This window comes from Acinetobacter sp. YH1901141, from assembly GCF_013416935.1.
In the GTDB taxonomy this organism is placed as follows: Bacteria; Pseudomonadota; Gammaproteobacteria; order Pseudomonadales; family Moraxellaceae; genus Acinetobacter; species Acinetobacter towneri.
This window is the reverse complement of the sequence record NZ_VPEY01000008.1, coordinates 19,964-38,586: the sequence shown is the minus strand read 5'-3', so window position 1 is coordinate 38,586 and position 18,623 is coordinate 19,964. Positions and strand designations below refer to the sequence as shown.

The following is an 18,623-nucleotide window of genomic DNA, read 5'->3' as shown; positions in this document are numbered from 1 at the left end:
AAAGAAACTCTCCCACCTGAATATGAGCAATTTGCAGATGAAGTCGACTCATCCCAACACCTTTGTTCCACCCATGCTAGATGGTGTGAGCGCCAGCAAATTGCATTTACCCAAATTAAGCACACAGCCTGAATCAATTTTTCGTTATTTATGTGCCCAGTTTGCCCATATTTCTGCACAGGAATGGCTGCAACGCTTTGAGGATGGTCTGGTTTATGATGCCGAAGGCAAGCGTTTAGATTTAGATACACCTTATAGCGCACATCAGGATATTTTTTATTATCGTTTTTTAGCGCATGAAGTTGCCGTGCCTTTTCAGCATCAAGTTTTATTTGAAAATGAACACTTATTGGTTGTAGATAAACCACATTTTTTGACCATGAGCCCTACAGGGCAATATGTACAAGAAACCCTATTAGTACGCTTAAAAAAACAAACACAGAATGAGCAGCTCACACCTATTCATCGTTTAGACCGCGAAACTGCGGGTGTGGTGCTGTTTTCCAAACAACCAGAAACTCGGGCGGTGTATCAGCAATTATTTGCAGAACGTCAGGTGCAAAAAACCTACCATGCCATTGCGCCTTATCAAGCTAATTTGTCACTACCATGTACTGTGCAATTACGCATGGAAAAAGGTGAACCTTTTTATTTGATGCACGTCGTGGCAGGCACACCTAACAGCGAAACAGAAATTCGTTTGCTTGAACATAATCAAACATGGGCAAAATATGAATTAAAGCCTACAACAGGCAAGCAGCACCAACTGCGTGTGCATTTAAATAGCTTAGGTATTGCGATTAAGAACGACCCGTTTTATCCCATTTTACAGCACAAACAAGCAGATGATTTTTCTGCACCGCTACAATTGCTTGCCAAGCATTTAAGTTTTTTTGACCCGATTAGCCAGCAACAATTCCACTTTAGCGCACAGCAAGAATTGACATTGTAATATGTTTGTCATTACAAAATAGTGGATTTTCGTTGTAGTCATATTGAAATTACAAATGAATTGTTTACAATATTGCTAAAATTTAAATCTACTTCCTTCTATTAAAAATTATGAGAAAAACTGAAGTCTATCAAGTACGCTTGGACTCTCAAGAGAAAAAACAAGCCTTTGCTGTGTTTAAACAGTTGGGGATTACGCCTGCGCAAGCGGTACGTTTGTTTTTTAAGCAAGTCGTGCTGACTAAATCAATTCCCTTTTCAATTGAAAATCAGAATATTAATCTGGAACAATTGATTAAGTTACGCAAATTAAAACAAGAGCAAAAAGCAACGCTAGTGGATGCAACCCCAAGCAATGAAGCATCTGTAACTGGCAATAATAGTGTTGAAGATTTTGAACTGGATGATGAACATCTAGACTTGTTTGATGAACTCAATGCAATTTTGGGTGAAACTGACAAAAATTAACAGTGTTGCATTTTTAAACAATTCTTTAAAAATTTACTTTAAAAACTTAGCTATGCTTCATGCAAGGACAATAAAAAAGCATGGAGTATCGTAATGATTGTAAGACGTGCCACTTTAGAAGACTTAGACCAGCTTGCTGTATTGTTCGATGAGTATCGTCAGTTTTATGGTGCATCCTCGAATTTAAGCCTTTCAGCAGCATTCTTAAAACAGCGTTTTGAAAATCAGGAAAGTGTGATTTTCATTCATATCAAAGATCAAAAAATCACTGGATTTGTATTACTTTATTTAGGCTTTTCTTCGGTTGCCTGCTCGACCTACTATATTTTAGATGACGTTTATGTCACCCCTGTTTTTAGACGACAAGGTTCGGCCAAACAGCTCATTGATACTGCAATTTTATTTGCACGACATGAAAATGCGCTACGGATTAGCCTTGAAACACAGAAAAGTAATTACCAATCCCACCAATTGTATGAAAAGATGGGTTTTGTCAAAGATGATGAATTTCAAACCTATCACTGCTTTTTAAAATAGTCATCTGATCTGACGATTGCAGAGTTAGACAATGGATTTAAATTTAACCTAGCCCAAGCCATTGCTCATAAGCTATTGATGAAAGCTCAGCTAAACTCATGTTATTCCATACGGCTTTTTGCCAACTCGACATGTTCAGGGCTTAAATACATCCATTCACCCACATCTAAAGCCAAATCAGTCAAGTTTAATGCACCAACTTGCTGACGATGTAATTGTTCTACTTTATTGCCCACTGCTGCCAGCATACGTTTAACTTGGTGATAAACACCTTGATGAATGGTCATCTGCAATTCATGTTCAGCAAGCTGTTGTACCTCTGTTGCAGCAAATGTCCCTGATTCATTGCGCAATGCGACACCCTGCTCAAGTTGCTGGATTTGTGTTGCATTAATCGGGTCTGCGGTGTGCATAGCATACACTTTTGCCACATGCTTTTTAGGATGGGTCAATGCTTGTAAAAACTGTCCATCATCCGTCAGCAATAACAGCCCTGTGGTGTCCTGATCTAAGCGTCCAACACACTGCAAACCACGATTCAGCAATACATCATCAAACAAGTCAAACACACTAAAATGATGGGTCGCCTGATGCGAACACTCATAGCCTTGTGGTTTATGTAAGGCGATATAGACCTTTTCACGATATTGATAATTTTCCCCATACACCGAAAATTGCAAAACCGTTTCAGGCGCAATTTTTATCGCGAATTTAGGATTGGTCTGGGTTTCGCCCATAATGGTGACTGCACCATTTTTAATGAGTTGTTGGCAATGTTTACGTGATCCAAAGCCTTGTGATTGCAACATTTTTTCCAACAACATGATGAGCGACCTAATGATAAAAAGTATAAATATATTTGCTGCTATTCTAAACCAAATACACCGTAAATTCTGAACACATTGCGTACCTTGCCCGCTTGTAGTTCAAAACAGTTACAATAACTGCACTTTTCCAATTTATTTCCCCTTTTATGGATCACCATGCTCTCTCAATTAGACCTTAACCTGATGGTGCTGATCGTTCTACTCGCATGCGGTATTTTTAGCCAAAATACGGCTGTGACCATTGCCGCAGCAGTACTGATTGTTTTTAGAATTACGCCGCTAAGTGAATTTTTCCCACTATTGCAGCAGCATGGCTTAAATCTGGGCATTATCATTCTCACCATTGGCGTACTGACACCCATTGCCAGTGGCAAACTTCCAGGCGAAGCAATTCTAAAATCTTTCCTGAGTTGGAAATCTTTACTTGCGATTGCAATTGGTGTTTTTGTGGCATGGTTAGGCGGGCGTGGTGTCAAGCTCATGACCAATCAGCCTGATGTGGTCGCAGGCTTATTGATTGGTACAGTCGCAGGTGTTGCTGTGCTACGTGGCGTGCCTGTGGGACCACTGATTGCAGCAGGAATTCTCACCTTGTTTATTGGCTATTCTTAACATAGATTTAGGGACGCTTGGTTTAGATGGTTTTGCTTGAATTCATCGTCTTGTATCAACCAATTTCAATAAAAACCATCCAAATCTAAGCCACTTTGCGAAACAAGATAGATGTTAATATCATTCCCATTGCAGATAAAACGGCCATTAAAATACCAACCCAAAGCCATGTTCCTGTGGCAGATACGATAGCTGCGACCACAGGCGGCAATAAAAATTGTGAAATTGCCGAGCACTGCAACACCAAACCTACGGTGGTACTAATCGCAATCGGTTGTGGTGCAAAATTAAGTACTTGCGCAAATACCACAGCTGCGACTAAACCACCAAATAAAGAGAAATGGATGACCAATAAAAACTGCACAATGAATGGTAAAACATCACGCAAAATATAAAAACTCAGTGCGCATAGCATCAATACCGCAAAACCCATTTGCATCAACACTTGCGCTCTCAGCCCACGCTGTAATAACAACCCACATACAAATGTACCCACCGCATTTGCCATTGCAACCATAGCTGTGAGCACACCTGCGGTTTGTAAAGATATTTGATATTGCTGATAAATGGTCGGCAAAAAACCCACCAAACTGAACCACTGCCCTGCATAAACACCAAAAACCAAAGCCAATATCCATGCGGGTGGATGGCTCAAAGTGCTTTTAATCAGTTCAAAGATGGCAATGGCTTGCGTGCTGATCTGCACACTTGGTACGGCTTTATAAATGATGATTGCGAGCGCAAAGGATAACAATCCCAAACACATCCACACGCCTTGCCAATCCAAGATGGGCAGTAAAAACGGCGTACTTAGTAAACCAATACCCATCCCACCGCCCATATAGGCACTCCACAGCCCCATTTTAGCAGGCAACTGCTCCACTGCAACCAGTTGACGAATAAATGCAGGGCCGCTGAGTGTAATCAGTAAAAAGCCAAAACCTTCAATTACACGCAGACTTAATAGTGCGGAAAAGCTATGTACAAAACCACCAACAAAACTTGCACCTGCCAATAAAGACAAACCCAAAAGTACACAGCGTTTTAAGCCAATTTTTGCGGTATAACTGCCTAGCAACAACGCCAAAGACATGCCCGCAGCTTGTACCAAAGACAGCAAAAAACCTGCCTGAACCAAACTAATTCCGAGTTCAGCTTGTAGGATGGGTACAGTCGGTGGCAACTTGCCAATATGCATTGCTGCCATAAAACCCGCAGCAACAATCCACAAATCCTTTGTCAGCCAACGTACCGAACTCACTGCGCTCTCCCTTAATTTTCGCAAGGCAAGCTTAGCAAGAACATCTCACTGTTTTTAGTGGAGATTTAGATGAGCTTAGTGTTTTTAGCGATAAATTAGCATTCTCTTTACGATGCTGATCGTACGATTTTTAACTTGAATAATACTGCGTGCGTTTTTGGGAAAATTTCTCTAATTGCTTCAAAAAGCCTTCAAAATAGCACTTTTCTTTTTCTTCGCTACGATAACCCGCATACAAGGTACGGCGTAATCCTCCCGCAGCAACGCAGTCTAAACGACGTGAAGTTACCCAGCCTTTTTGCTCATATTCATTCACCACCCAATCTGGCAATGCGCCAATCCCTCGCCCACTCGCCACCAGTTGAATCAACATTTGGGTTAAATCTGTAGTACGAATAGCTTTTGGCTGAATATTGGCTGGAATGAATAGCTTAGACATAATATCTAAACGGTGTTTATCGACAGGATAGGTAATCAGGGTTTCTTCTGCCAACTCCTGTACGGTAATGCGCTCGGCACGTACTAAAGGATGAGTATTTGACAACACCAAACGCGATTCATATTCAAAAATTGGAAAATATTCGATACCTTTTAAGGCAATCGGGTCTGCAGTAATCAATAGGTCAAATTCTGCGTTTTGCAATAATTCATGCGGATTGGCTTCAAAACCTGAAGCAAAATCTAAATCTACATCAGGGTATTGCTGACGATATTGATTCAGCAGCGGCATCAACCAGTCAAAACAACTGTGACATTCCGAAGAAAAAATAATCCGCCCCGTTTGCCCATGCACAATGCGGGTAATATCGGTTTGGGTAATTTGAATTTGTGGCAAGACATCATCCGCCAGTTTCAATAAACGCTGCCCAACATTGGAAAATGTCACAGGGCGACTACGACGGTTCACCACTTCTACGCCATACCAATGATCTAGTTCTTTGAGTTGATGAGAAATGGCAGATGGCGTCAGACATAAATCATTGGCGGCAGCAACCAAAGAACCATGTTCACGCAGGGCTGATAGCGTTTTTAAGTGGCGAATTTCAAGCATTGCTTGTTCCTAGTTTTTCAAGTTATTGACTGCATGTTTAGACCTAGGTCGCATTTTTATTTTGCAAAATAAGAAACAAAGCCAAACATGATTCAATTTAATAATGAATTAATTTAATCTTAGCATGTAAATAATGAGTTTTCTTCATCTTAGTTCTTATTCGATGATATTTACTACGAAATCAATACAATTCCATAAAAATAATATGGCTTTCAGCAAGCATGTTTTAGGCTTCCAACGTGCAGAGCCAAACTAGAATTGAAATTCTTAACCCAAGCCTCGCTTACTCCGACAACTTCTCTCCACAATGTGGGCAGTATTTATAAGGCTCCTGTTCTAAACGCAGCTCTTCTTCACGACGCTCACGAATTAACTGCAATAAAATATCTTGGGTTTGCTCAGTGGTTAAACCGACTTGTTTGCGTAAATCTTCAATTTTTTCTTGATCATTTAACAGATCAATCTCACTATTTTGCAATAGCTCTCTAAATTTCAACCCTAAATGCTGCTTACGTTGTTCAAGTTCGTTGGCTAAACCTGTGGCTAAAATACCTGCAGGCAATGCTGCCAAGCCGACACCCAATACCGTAATTAACGCACCTAAAATTCTGCCCCAAGGGGTAATTGGTGTGACATCGCCATAACCGACTGTGGTTAAAGTCACCACTGCCCACCACATCGAAGCGGGAATTGAGCTAAAGGCTTCAGGCTGTGCCTTGCTTTCCACCACATACACACCTGCGGCAGACATCACAATCATAATAGAGAGAATAAAAATGACTGCCTGAAATGATCCTTTTTCCCGTTCGATCACTCTTAATAAAATTTGCAATGATACAAAGTAACGTGTCAGTTTTAACAAACGCAGCAAACGTAAAATTCTTAGGAACCGTAAATCTAGATGCACAAAGAAGTTAATATAAGCAGGTAGAATCGCCAACAAATCTATAATTGCCCCACCGCTGGTAAGCCATTTTACACGCTGTTTCCACGGCGAAATAAACGGGTCTTTTTCGGCAATACTCCAAATCCGCAGCAAATATTCAAGCGTAAACACTGCGATGGAAAAGTTTTCAAAATGGTCAAAAAATACCTGATAGGCAAGATAGACATCATTCACCGACTCTAAAATAACCGCACTGGCATTGCCTAAAATCAGTAAAATTAAAAAATAGTTAATGCAACGACTAAACCATGTTTCATAGTCATCGTCGTGTAAGTTGTTATAGACAAATTTTCGAAATGTGTACCACGGTGTAAATGCCATACCGAATATTATATTTTAAGGCTTACAGTGATGGCAGTTTAACCGAAGTTTTTCTCAAAATGATAGTATTTTATGTGACGTTAAGCGGGCATTTTTAATGCAGAATTGCAGTATAAGTCATCATTATCCAAATGACTAAACTACTGAATAAACAGCAATGCTAAACGCACCTGATCATAGCCCATGCGTGGACTAGTCGCTTCAACAATCGGGCGCAGTTTAATTGCGCCATCATCGCTGAAGTGCTCTGCATTTTGACGCTTCATTAATCGCTTATAAATTTTACGGACCTCTTCCACCACTTCTTCACCTGGATGTGCCACTGAAATATCCAGATTTTGTTCTTTTTGCAAACGTGCCAAATGGTTGATAATAGTTGCAGGAGTTAAACCTCGCTCTACTGCAATATCCTGAATATCATAACCTTCTTCAAATAAAGCGCGGGTTTCATCTAACGTGGCAGTCGCATAATTGGTTTTTCCACCTTTGGCAATTTTCTTTTCATTGCGCAAAATTTCGGTTTCGTTCAACGTGCCACCACAGTGACGAATAAATGCATTATGTTGTGGTGTTAAATCCAACAGCTCATAGTGCGTTTCAGCTTCTTCAGACAATTCCTGAAAACGGCGGTCAGCCTTAATCGCTAAACTGTCGAGTTCCAAAGCTTGGCTATTAAATCCCAATAAACGCAAACCGCTTAACGATTTTAATCGTGACAACGCCACATAACCCTGCCCTTTTTCAAAAGTATGGCTAAGATTGATTTCTGCCGCTTCTAAGGTCATACCTTGTGATTTGTGGATGGTAATTGCCCATGCCAAACGCAGCGGAATTTGCTGGAAACTGGCAATGGTTTTGCCTGCATCATTATCCACCGACCAAGTTTCAGGCTCGACCAGTAATACTGTGCCATCGGTCAATTTTACTTTAGGCAAAATACCGTGATCGTCATCTTCTTCAAAGCCAATCACTTCGCCCAAACTGCCGTTGATATAGCCCATATCGAAGTTGTTTTTAACAAACATCACTTTGGCATGTTTTTTTAGATTTAAAATTTCAGGCGCACGTACGGATGATTTCAGCGTTTCAATCAACTTTTCATTGCCATCACACACGGCATCAAACTGCTTGCTCTCAGTTTCAATTTCATTCAGATGCTTAAAGTTGATATTGTCCACGTCCATATTGTGCGTATATAAACGTGTGAAAGTGTCGCCAATATCTTGATGGCGGGTGTGCTCCAAAGCCTGAATATGTTGATGATCAATACTTTGTGCACGAATTGCATTGAGAATGTCATTTAAATAATCGTCGCCCTGACGGTGCTGCTCAGTTAAATAACAGACTCGAAATTTAGCTTCGACCCACGCCTCTGACATAAAACAGAACTTGTCACGATTGCGCTCATCGTTTTTTCCTACAGGCGGTAACTGGAAAAAATCTCCTGCAACAATCACCTGAATGCCGCCAAAGGCTTCATCACTGTCTTTAAAATATTTTAAAACCTGATTGACTAAATTCAGTTGCTTGGCATGCAACATCGAAATTTCATCAATAATCAACACTTGCGCATTTTCTAAATGTTCTTTGAGATATTTGCGCTCTTTCATATTTTTTAGGTCGGCATCGGACAAAAAGTCTTTAATACCAATACCTGCCCACGTGTGAATGGTCATGCCATTCATATGCGTTGCAGCAATACCTGTAGATGCTGTAATGGCTACAGGTACTTTTCGTGCTTTTAAATAATTGATGTATTGATTCAGGGTATAGGTTTTACCCGCACCAGCAGAGCCTGTTAAAAAGACATTTTCGCCTGCTTTTAAAAGTTTAAGTGCAGTTTCCTGTTTCATAAGACCTATACCATTGCTGAACGGCTATAGCCTAACGAGTTTTTGCCTAAAAGTTAAGGCTCAAGTCTGCGAATACGACAACTGTTGTCTTATGCTTTAGCTGGCAATTGTGGATTCAGCCATGCAATAAACTGCTCTGCAATGGTCACCAGTAACTGTTCCGCTTTTTGATTATTCGGATATTCCAACTGATCAAATTCAAGTTGCCCCTGCCGAAAATGACAGCCCAGAGTCAATTGCTGCGCATAATGTGGCGATGCCATGTGAAAAGCCACATATTGCCCTTCACTCATTAGCTTGGCATAGCTAAGTGCCAAACAGTGTTTAAAGTTTTTCGATTCTTCAATAATACGGTCTAAATCGGTCAGTTCTTCAAAACACCAACCTGAAAAGTACAATATTTGCTGCGGGCTTTTCGCCTGCCATGTGCTACACGGAATTTCTTTTTTCAGTTTGGCAAATAGCTCTGCTTTATACACTTGTTGATGCCAACGCACCGCCTGATGAAACAGCCCCAACCAACTCAGACTTTTAGGAATATGCGTATGCGCTGCAAAATATTCCAGTAAATAGTCACGCACATAACTGTCAAACACTGAAACTCGCGTATGCTGCGCCCGTAAATAAAAACGCTGCCTAAAATCATCGGGTTGAAGCTGATAACGCTGCAATACCGTATAAAAGTCACGCTGCTGCTGACTCTCAGGCTGAATATAATCCAACAAAGCGGGTGGTAAATCCTGTGTGATTTGCTGTAAATACAACATATAACTTTGCATGACACGACTCAAACGTCTAAATACATGTTTCACCAAATACTCATCTTGCTGCGCCACTGTTTTTAGCAAACTCATCCATTCATCCAAATACAAAATGGAAGGACTAATCGCAACGCGTGGATCATCTACAGATTGTTTTTCACCATGTGGCATTAGGCTGACATTATGTGCATGCGCAAACCACGCCTGCTGTGTCGCATACACATTACAGCTTTGAATAAACATACGCGCCGCAGAATATTGAAAATATTGCAAAGTTGCCAAAATAATCCGTGGATGTGCCTGACTACAATCGACAAAACTGAGCGCTGTCACTGCGACCCGCACACTGGTGTGCTGCATATTTAAACTGAGCCAATCCAACACTTGTGCAGACTGTTTAAACAGCCAGTTCACCGCTCGTGGATAATCAAATAACGGCAGTTTGGCAACCTTCTTTTGCCAAATTAAAGGACAGGATTTTAAGAAATGCGGTTTTGCCAATGCATCGGAACGCTGCCACACTTCTCGGTGCATTAAACGGGCAAAACCCAGTAAATGACCATGTTCTTCGGCATGCCGATACAACAACTGAATATCATCCTGATGGTCAATTAAATCTTGTAAATTAAAACGCTCAGGAAAGGACACCGCCAAAATACGATACATGGCTTTAGGCAAAAACTGTGCTGCACTAAAACAAAAATCATCATAACTGTGCATTAAGGCTTGCACAGGCAAAAAGGTATCACCCTCAATAAATTCTAAAGCACACAATGCAGATAAAGCAGTCAAAGTTTCCTCTGGAATGACCGCACCATGCTGTACAGCACCTGTAAAAACAGCGTGTTGGGCATAATCAGACTGAATCAAGGCTTGATCTAAAATCTGAGCCTGTACACCATCTAAATGCAGCAGCAACTGTTGAACACGTGCAGCACCATCCACCCACATATAGGCTTGCTGCATAATCAGATGTCGTAATTGCTGCGCCTGATTACGCAAAAATAAGGAGTGTTGTGGCTTTAAATCGCCCGTGTGAAACTGTAAATCATGCAGAAAAAAATCTTCAAACGCTTCTTGATGGAGCCCCGCAAACTCAAACTGCGTCTGAATTAAACTAGGGTTAGATTTAGGCGGATAAAATTCAAGGCTAAATAGACCGTTTAGCAATTCAACCCGATGCTGCAAAGGATCGATCCGAAACAAATTTTGTGCTGTAAAATGTCCAACCAAATCCATTTGATCTTGATAGATTTCTGCGGCCACACTGGAAATACGAACCAATTGCTGTGCAACGGCATGCAACTGGCTATGCTGGCAAATTGGCTGCATATACGCTCCTCATGCTTAAGTGCGGTCTATCTAAGTGTCATCTTATTTTTATTTGATTGCACCGACTAGACCCATCACGTGATACATCCCTATTTTTTGTTTTTTATTTCCATCTGCAAAAAGTGGACAATTCTTCAATCGAGCTTAAGCCACTTATTAATTGAATTACACCTGAAATTTATGTGAACGGTATCTACACCTTAAAATTAGAGATACAAAAACACTATAAACAAGATTTAAGCCCTTGCCTATAGCCTGCGCACAACTTCAGAAAAAATAAAAACCCATTAAAAAACAAATAAATTTCAATTGATTAGTTTGCATTATTTACTCAGAAAATAGGGTTGGTGTTTGGTAGGTAGGATTTCACCACAAAGCATTGAATACTCAAATCACGGTTCAACACCGCGATAACAACACATTATTCCAATACCCAATGCAAGAAGGAATCTGAGCATGGCTTTTAAAAATATTGCAGATCAAACCAACGGTTTTTATATTCCTTGTGTGTCTCTCTTCGGCCCTGGTTGTGCCAAAGAAATTGGCGTAAGAGCGCAAAATTTAGGTGCTAAAAAAGCCCTGATTGTGACAGATGAAGGACTGTTTAAATTTGGCGTAGCCGATACCATTGCAGGCTATCTCACCGAAGCAGGCGTTGCTAGCCATATCTTTGCAGGTGCTGAGCCAAACCCAACCGACATTAACGTACATAAAGGTGTCGATGCCTACAATGCCAATCAATGCGACTTTATTGTGTCTTTAGGTGGCGGTTCTTCACACGACTGTGCCAAAGGCATTGGCTTAGTTACCGCAGGTGGTGGGCATATTCGTGATTATGAAGGCATTGATAAAAGTACCGTGCCAATGACTCCACTTATTGCCATTAACACCACAGCAGGTACAGCATCGGAAATGACCCGTTTCTGTATCATTACCAATACCGACACGCACGTTAAAATGGCAATTGTCGATTGGCGCTGCACACCACTCATCGCCATTGATGATCCAAAACTCATGATTGCCAAACCTGCAGGTTTAACCGCAGCAACAGGCATGGATGCCTTAACCCATGCTGTAGAAGCCTACGTTTCAACTGCAGCCAATCCTATTACCGATGCCTGCGCTGAAAAAGCTATTCGTATGATTAGCCAGTGGCTTAGCCCTGCCGTGGCAAATGGTGAAAATATTGAAGCACGTGATGCCATGAGCTATGCGCAATATTTGGCTGGTATGGCATTTAATAATGCCTCATTGGGTTATGTGCATGCCATGGCGCATCAACTCGGTGGTTTCTACAACTTACCGCACGGCGTCTGTAATGCAATTTTACTGCCGCATGTTTGCGAATTTAACCTGATTGCCTGCCCTGAGCGTTATGCAGATATTGCAGAATTGATGGGAGTCAATACTGACGGATTAACCACCACAGAAGCCGCCTATGCCGCAATTGATGCAATTCGTGAATTATCTAGCTCAATTGGTATTCCAACAGGTTTAGCAGAGTTAGGCGTGAAAGAAGATGACTTGGCGATTATGGCTGAAAATGCACAAAAAGATGCCTGCATGCTCACCAACCCACGTAAAGCCAATCATGCACAAGTGGTCGAAATTTTTAAAGCCGCGATGTAATTTGAATCTCCTGCTGAGTGAATCACGATTTGCTCAGCATCTCCCATCCTTTTTTCAATTTTCGTCTGTTGCTGTTTTATTTTTATCCTTCCCTTTGGCAGAACCATCTCAGATGCGTTCTGCTTTTTTTGCTGTTCAGAACAAAATGAACTCGCAGCCTAAAACTAAAGCGATTTAGATGCAGAGGGTTTGCATAATTCAATTTGACAAATGCGCACAGCTCATCAAGGATATAGTCAAAATAAAATGGATGACGAACACCTTATGCTGTTAAGTAAAAAACAAAAAACAACACCAAGCTATCAACCCGATATTTTGGGTGCCGATTACCAACAAATGACGCTGGATTTTCCTTCGGATTATGAAGGCAAAGTGATTGCTACCTTGGTACGCAAAAAAGCCGAACAGGAAACCCGTAAAGCCGTACTTTATATTCATGGTTTTATTGACTATTTTTTTCAAACAGAAATGGCAGACCAGTTTAATCAGCATGGTTATGACTTTTATGCCCTAGATTTACGTAAATATGGGCGTTCGCATTTGTCACATCAAAATTGGTACAATGTGCGCAGCTTGTCTGAATATGATGCAGAAATTTCCGCTGCACTTGAGCAAATTGCCACAGAAGAACATGACTCAGTAATTTTGGCAGGACATTCAACAGGTGGATTAATCACCACGTTATATGTGGCACATCATCCCAATCATCCACTGATTCGTGGTTTATGGTGCAACAGCCCTTTTTATGATTTCAATATGAGCGAGATTGAGAAAAAATTCGGCATTCCTCGTTTAAGCCAATTGGGCAAATTGCTGCCAGAAATGAAATTTCCAAGCCGCCTTAATCCATTTTATGTACCAAGTCTACACAAACAATATCATGGTGAATGGTTATTTAATTTGGAATGGAAGAAACCGCGTTATCCAAAAGTGCGATTAAGTTTTGTTCGTGCAATTCATGAAGCGCAAAAAGAAATTCATGCCAGTGTGCATTTGGGTGTACCAACCTTAATTATGCATGCGAGTCAAAGTAGTTATCCACGCCAATGGAATGAGATTGCGCAACGTACTGACGTAATTTTAGATGTTGCGGATATGCAAAAATATGGGCATCACATGCATGGTGATATTCAGCTTTGCCAAATTGAAGATGGCGTGCATGATTTGGTGCTTTCTGCGCCAGAAGTCCGCGCGGAAGTGTATCAGTCCTTGTTTGACTGGTTAAACCGCAAAGGGCTGTAAAAACTAAAAAAAACAGTAAGACTAAAGGACAGTGAAATGAAAGCCTAAAGACTTGATTCGTCATTTAGGCTTTGTATTTTAATAAAATTTGATGTGCAGGATGATGCTTTGGCATCAGTTCAATTAAACGCTCTACCGCATCAATCGCTTCAGGGCTATGCGCCAAATGTTTCAGCAATACATCGGTATCTTGTGCATTAAAAATGGCATCACTCAGGCGTGATTCTAAACAATCTCGCCATGCGCATAAAAATGGACTTTCAGTTTTCGCCAAAAATACCCCTGCACACGTTTGCAAGGCAGACTGCACATAACCTGCATCTAAAGCCTGCTCAGCTTGTAAAAAATCGGCTTCAATATGCGCCAAAACTCGGTAAGGACGCGAGCCGAGCATCCCCCCTAAAATATCGCGTAATTGCGACATTTCAGCTTTTAGCGTTCCCATGCTGACTTTACGCTCACCATATAGTGCTTGGTGTAAAGTGTCTAAACTCATGCCTTGTGGGCAAAGTGCCAAAATCACCAATATTTCAATTTGACGCGGTGTCATCACCACCACTTTGCCATTAAATAACACCTGTGGCACACGAAACGCGCGAATATAAAGCTGCTGTTTTTGCTGTTCCAGCAACGCATTTTGAATTAAAGAAGCACAGCGCTCTGCTGCCAACAAACCCAAACTGTTATGATTTTTCCAAGTGGTCGATAAATCAATCACGCCCAACACTTGTTTGGAATGTGGGTCTAAAATTGGTGCGGCATAACAAACCCAGTCATGTAACGATGACATATAATGTTCACTGGAAAACACACAACTGGCTTGCTGAGTTTTGAGTGACAAAGCCAAAGCATTGGTACCCACCAACTCTTCACGCCACTGTCCACCCTCTACAAAATGTACTCGTTCCGCCACATTACGCATTTGAGCGCTCGCTGCCGTCCAAATAATCGTACTGCCCACATCGCCCACGGCTGCCACCATGTCGGACTGCTGCGCGATATGTTTTAAATCTTCTGCGCAATTTTGCACAGCTCTCTGTAAAGCCGAACCGCCTTGCGGATGCGATAAACTGGAATTTAACGGAGCAGCCTGCCGATCTACAGGAATTTCTGCAATTTCAGAGCGTTGCCAAGAATTTAAAATACTCTGCTGAATTTGCTGCGCATGCAGCGGCGATAAACTACTGCTTTGTCTAAACCGTTCAATATGCAGTTTTTTTTCCAATAGATCTTGTTTTTTCATCATGACTGATTCTCACAATCCTGTGGGCATTACATCCATTGTACTGCTTACTTTTGTAAGGATTTGTTCGCTGCTTGTAAACCTGCAACTTTCCAACCTTTTTCCAACCTTATATTGGTATGCTAATCAAATAACGTACTAAAGTACCTTATACCTTAGCCGTAAATTTAACCTGATTTTAGACACAGGATTGTGATAAAAGGTAAAGATGACGGCAGATTATAAAAAACCATCAAAGGAAGAGAATTATGCGTTACGTAGATCCCAATCAACCCGGTTCAAAAGTTCAATTTAAAGCACAATACGAAAACTTTATTGGTGGCGAGTGGGTCGCCCCTGTAAAAGGCGAATACTTTGAAAATATCTCTCCTGTAGATGGCAAAGTATTTACCAAAGTCCCACGCTCATCGGCAGAAGACATTGAACTGGCTTTAGATGCAGCCCATAAAGCCAAAGCACAATGGAACAGCTCATCTCCAACCACACGCTCCAACATTCTGCTTAAAATTGCAGATCGTTTAGAACAAAATCTAGAATTATTGGCAGTGGCAGAAACATGGGATAATGGTAAGCCTGTTCGGGAAACATTGGCTGCCGACATTCCATTGGCGATTGACCATTTCCGTTATTTTGCAGGCTGTATTCGTGCCCAAGAAGGCGGAATTTCTGAAATTGATGAAGATACCATTGCCTATCACTTTCATGAGCCGTTGGGCGTTGTGGGGCAAATTATTCCATGGAACTTCCCAATTTTAATGGCAACATGGAAACTTGCACCTGCTTTGGCTGCGGGTAACTGTATTGTACTTAAACCTGCGGAGCAAACCCCTGCTAGTATTTTAGTTTTGGTCGAACTGATTCAAGATTTATTGCCAGCAGGCGTATTAAACGTAGTCAATGGTTACGGTGTAGAAGTGGGTCGCCCATTGGCAACCAATCCACGTATTGCCAAAATTGCATTCACAGGTTCAACCCAGGTCGGTCAATTGATCATGCAATACGCCACTGAAAACATCATTCCAGTGACTTTAGAGCTTGGTGGTAAATCTCCAAATATTTTCTTTGAAGATATTATGGCGCAAGATGACGACTACCTAGATAAAGCGCTTGAGGGCTTTGCCATGTTCGCGCTGAATCAGGGTGAAATTTGTACTTGTCCATCACGTGCGCTCGTACAGGAAAGTATTGCTGACCGTTTCCTTGAAAAAGCCATTGAACGTGTTAAACGTATTAAAACAGGTCACCCGCTTGATACTGAAACTATGATTGGTGCGCAGGCATCTCAAGAACAACAAGACAAAATCTTGGGTTGTATTGCGACAGGTCGTGCCGAAGGTGCTCAAGTCTTAACAGGTGGTGGTGAACGTCATGAAGTTGGCAGTGGTTTCTATATTGAGCCGACAATTTTCAAAGGCACCAACGACATGAAAATTTTCCAAGAAGAAATTTTCGGCCCAGTGCTTTCTGTGACTACATTTAAAGACTTTGATGAAGCCATTAAAATTGCCAATGACACCATTTACGGTTTAGGTGCAGGTGTTTGGTCACGTTCTGCGCACACTTCTTACCGTGCAGGCCGTGCTATTCAGGCGGGTCGCGTTTGGACGAACTGTTACCACATCTACCCTGCGCATGCCGCTTTCGGTGGTTATAAAAAATCAGGTATTGGCCGTGAAAACCACAAGATGATGTTAGAACATTATCAACAAACCAAGAACTTGTTGGTGAGCTACTCAACTAAACCTGCTGGCTTCTTCTAAGTTGGTTAATTCAACCTTAACATGATGAATGAAAATGCGAACTTCGGTTCGCATTTTTTATGTTTTGGATATACGAATGGACAAAAAGTAAAATAAAAAAGCCATTCATCCAAACAGATTTTAAAGCCATAGACCTCAAGTTGCTGACATTAAAATCATGGATAAAAATCACAGACATAAAAAAGCACCATTTTTAAAATGATGCTTTTTGATCAAATCATTACTACTTATTTTTTAGCAGCTACAGACGCTTCTGTAGTGATGTTGACAGTAATTTTATCACCTACGTTTGGTACATAGCTTGCGATACCAAATGCAGAACGGTTGAATGATGTTGTTGCATTAAAACCAACAGTCGCTGCCTGAGTCATTGGGTGTGGACCTTGTTTGTTCAATACTGCGTCAAGTACCACTGGCTTAGTTACACCTTTAACTGTTAAATCACCTGTGATTTTAAAGTTTTTCTTGTCTTGAGTTTCAACTTTTGTACTTTTAAAAGTAATGGTTGGATATTTTGCTGCATCAAACCAATCTGCTGCCATTAAGTGCTCATCTAAAGCTTTTACGTTGGTGTTGATGCTACTTAATGGAATCGTCACATTCACAGATGAGTTAGCAGGTTTTTTCTCATCAATGTTGATAGTACCTTGAATGTCTGAGAAGTTACCTGATGGCGTAGAAAAACCGAAGTGATCCCAAGTAAATACAGTAGCAGTATGCGTTGGGTCAATTTGATAAGCCACTGGTTTAGCCATTGTCATTGTTGCTGCAGACGCGATAGCCAAACCTAAAGCAATTGATTTCATGTTCATATTGTTCATCTCTAAAAGTGTTGATACGTTTCAATGAGGTTTAGTTTATAGATTTTTGCTGCAAATACAGGATTAAAGATAAAACAGTATGTTGCATGACTGAAACGATAAATTTGTAAAAATATGCATGCGCGTTTTACATCGCTGTTGCAGGGCTGCGATATTGAATAAAACCTGTTCTTTTTGCGACACGATCATACAACTGCCGTGCCTGTAAATTATCTTCATGAGTCAGCCAATATACCCGATCACATTCACGCTGTTGCGCTGTTTGATTCACCTGCTGAATAAGCTGCTGAGCAATTCCCATCCCTCTGTACTCAGGCAAGGTATATAAATCTTGCAAATAGGCATAAGGTTTAAGCGTCCAACAACTGTCATGTTCAATTACATGCACAATTGCCACAACTTGAGTTTGATATACGGCAGCAAAACCATAAATATGCGTACTGTGTGGATTAATTAGTTTTGACCACGTATTTTGCGTAACCTCATCACTTAATTGCACCTGATAAAATTGCTGATAACCCTGCCAAAGTGGTTGCCATTGCTCAAATTGGATTTCACTTAACGCGACAATGTCGATGTGCTTAAATTGACGATCTAATATAGTTGCCTGCATGCTTTGATATTGCCTGATTATTTTTGCATCGAATCATTTTATTGATTATGCATCATTCATATTATGCTTAGGCTATTTTATAAACTATTTTTCAGCAATAAAAAAAGCTTTACCCTACGCATAGAATAAAGCTATTTTTGACGATACACCATTTAATGCACCGCATTCATCGCAATAGATTAAAGCTTCTCAATCAAAATACGATCAACTTGCTTTAAGCCTGATTGCTTTTCATGGTTCTTACGGCGAATTTTGATTTGCTGATCTTCAGCCAAATCCTGTAACAACAACTCTACCGCCACCATAGCTTCAAGTGGTAAATCTTGTCCAATCCACTTTTGCTCACCCGCATCCATTAAAGTGACTTCATCATTAATTTGCTCGTACAAACTCAT

The 18,623-nt window shown here is 40.9% G+C and carries 17 protein-coding genes; 7 read left to right on the top strand and 10 right to left on the bottom strand.

The window, feature by feature from the left end; all coding sequences use genetic code 11:
- Positions 1-37: 37 nt before the first annotated feature.
- The 3 genes from FTV52_RS06325 (at position 38) to FTV52_RS06315 (ending at position 1,956) form a co-directional block, all read left to right on the top strand.
- Positions 38-952 carry a pseudouridine synthase gene (locus FTV52_RS06325; RefSeq protein ID WP_154320807.1) on the top strand — a complete coding sequence of 305 codons (915 nt, stop codon included), beginning with the start codon at positions 38-40 and terminating at the stop codon, positions 950-952.
- A gap of 110 nt (positions 953-1,062) precedes the next feature.
- The gene (locus FTV52_RS06320) at positions 1,063-1,419 is read left to right on the top strand and encodes a type II toxin-antitoxin system RelB/DinJ family antitoxin (RefSeq protein ID WP_004976848.1); all 357 of its coding nucleotides are present in this window, start codon (positions 1,063-1,065) and stop codon (positions 1,417-1,419) included.
- Between the two features lie 93 nt (positions 1,420-1,512).
- Complete coding sequence (locus tag FTV52_RS06315; protein WP_004976850.1) at positions 1,513-1,956, top strand: GNAT family N-acetyltransferase; 444 nt, start codon at positions 1,513-1,515, stop codon at positions 1,954-1,956.
- A 101-nt stretch (positions 1,957-2,057) separates the two neighbouring features.
- On the opposite strand, the gene FTV52_RS06310 is transcribed toward FTV52_RS06315, so the two are convergent.
- Positions 2,058-2,780 (bottom strand): pseudouridine synthase, encoded by a 723-nt coding sequence (locus FTV52_RS06310; RefSeq protein WP_131261624.1) that lies wholly within the window; start codon positions 2,778-2,780, stop codon positions 2,058-2,060.
- A gap of 159 nt (positions 2,781-2,939) precedes the next feature.
- Between FTV52_RS06310 and FTV52_RS06305 the strand changes: the two genes are divergently transcribed.
- Positions 2,940-3,395 carry a DUF441 domain-containing protein gene (locus tag FTV52_RS06305; protein ID WP_004976854.1) on the top strand — a complete coding sequence of 152 codons (456 nt, stop codon included), beginning with the start codon at positions 2,940-2,942 and terminating at the stop codon, positions 3,393-3,395.
- Between the two features lie 85 nt (positions 3,396-3,480).
- On the opposite strand, the gene FTV52_RS06300 is transcribed toward FTV52_RS06305, so the two are convergent.
- The 5 genes from FTV52_RS06300 to FTV52_RS06280 all read right to left on the bottom strand — a co-directional run bounded on the left by FTV52_RS06300 (position 3,481) and on the right by FTV52_RS06280 (position 10,920).
- On the bottom strand, positions 3,481-4,656 hold the full coding sequence (locus FTV52_RS06300) for a CynX/NimT family MFS transporter (RefSeq protein WP_154320808.1): 1,176 nt from the start codon (positions 4,654-4,656) through the stop codon (positions 3,481-3,483).
- A 130-nt stretch (positions 4,657-4,786) separates the two neighbouring features.
- Complete coding sequence (locus FTV52_RS06295) at positions 4,787-5,707, bottom strand: LysR family transcriptional regulator (RefSeq protein WP_131261626.1); 921 nt, start codon at positions 5,705-5,707, stop codon at positions 4,787-4,789.
- Positions 5,708-5,990: 283 nt separating this feature from the next.
- On the bottom strand, positions 5,991-6,974 hold the full coding sequence (locus tag FTV52_RS06290; protein WP_096901190.1) for an ion transporter: 984 nt from the start codon (positions 6,972-6,974) through the stop codon (positions 5,991-5,993).
- Between the two features lie 140 nt (positions 6,975-7,114).
- Positions 7,115-8,827: an AAA family ATPase gene (locus tag FTV52_RS06285; protein WP_179990130.1), complete on the bottom strand. Its 1,713-nt coding sequence runs from the start codon at positions 8,825-8,827 to the stop codon at positions 7,115-7,117.
- Between the two features lie 89 nt (positions 8,828-8,916).
- On the bottom strand, positions 8,917-10,920 hold the full coding sequence (locus FTV52_RS06280; protein ID WP_131261628.1) for a hypothetical protein: 2,004 nt from the start codon (positions 10,918-10,920) through the stop codon (positions 8,917-8,919).
- A 456-nt stretch (positions 10,921-11,376) separates the two neighbouring features.
- Between FTV52_RS06280 and FTV52_RS06275 the strand changes: the two genes are divergently transcribed.
- Both FTV52_RS06275 and FTV52_RS06270 read left to right on the top strand, forming a co-directional pair.
- A complete protein-coding gene (locus FTV52_RS06275) occupies positions 11,377-12,549 on the top strand; it encodes an iron-containing alcohol dehydrogenase (protein ID WP_004976867.1) in 1,173 nt (390 codons plus the stop codon).
- Positions 12,550-12,795: 246 nt separating this feature from the next.
- On the top strand, positions 12,796-13,791 hold the full coding sequence (locus FTV52_RS06270) for an alpha/beta hydrolase (protein WP_004976869.1): 996 nt from the start codon (positions 12,796-12,798) through the stop codon (positions 13,789-13,791).
- Between the two features lie 64 nt (positions 13,792-13,855).
- Here FTV52_RS06270 and FTV52_RS06265 read toward each other — a convergent pair whose 3' ends face one another.
- A complete protein-coding gene (locus tag FTV52_RS06265; protein WP_004976871.1) occupies positions 13,856-15,037 on the bottom strand; it encodes a hypothetical protein in 1,182 nt (393 codons plus the stop codon).
- A 245-nt stretch (positions 15,038-15,282) separates the two neighbouring features.
- On the opposite strand from FTV52_RS06265, the gene FTV52_RS06260 reads away from it, so the two are divergent.
- Positions 15,283-16,794 carry an aldehyde dehydrogenase family protein gene (locus FTV52_RS06260; protein WP_016658247.1) on the top strand — a complete coding sequence of 504 codons (1,512 nt, stop codon included), beginning with the start codon at positions 15,283-15,285 and terminating at the stop codon, positions 16,792-16,794.
- 227 nt (positions 16,795-17,021) lie between these two features.
- Here the strand turns inward: FTV52_RS06260 and FTV52_RS06255 are convergent, their stop codons facing one another.
- The 3 genes from FTV52_RS06255 to FTV52_RS06245 all read right to left on the bottom strand — a co-directional run bounded on the left by FTV52_RS06255 (position 17,022) and on the right by FTV52_RS06245 (position 18,623).
- Positions 17,022-17,606, bottom strand: a complete 585-nt coding sequence (locus FTV52_RS06255) for a YceI family protein (RefSeq protein WP_004976875.1) — start codon at positions 17,604-17,606, stop codon at positions 17,022-17,024.
- Between the two features lie 136 nt (positions 17,607-17,742).
- Positions 17,743-18,228 (bottom strand): GNAT family N-acetyltransferase, encoded by a 486-nt coding sequence (locus FTV52_RS06250; RefSeq protein ID WP_167845954.1) that lies wholly within the window; start codon positions 18,226-18,228, stop codon positions 17,743-17,745.
- 179 nt (positions 18,229-18,407) lie between these two features.
- Positions 18,408-18,623: a hypothetical protein gene (locus FTV52_RS06245; RefSeq protein ID WP_004976879.1), complete on the bottom strand. Its 216-nt coding sequence runs from the start codon at positions 18,621-18,623 to the stop codon at positions 18,408-18,410.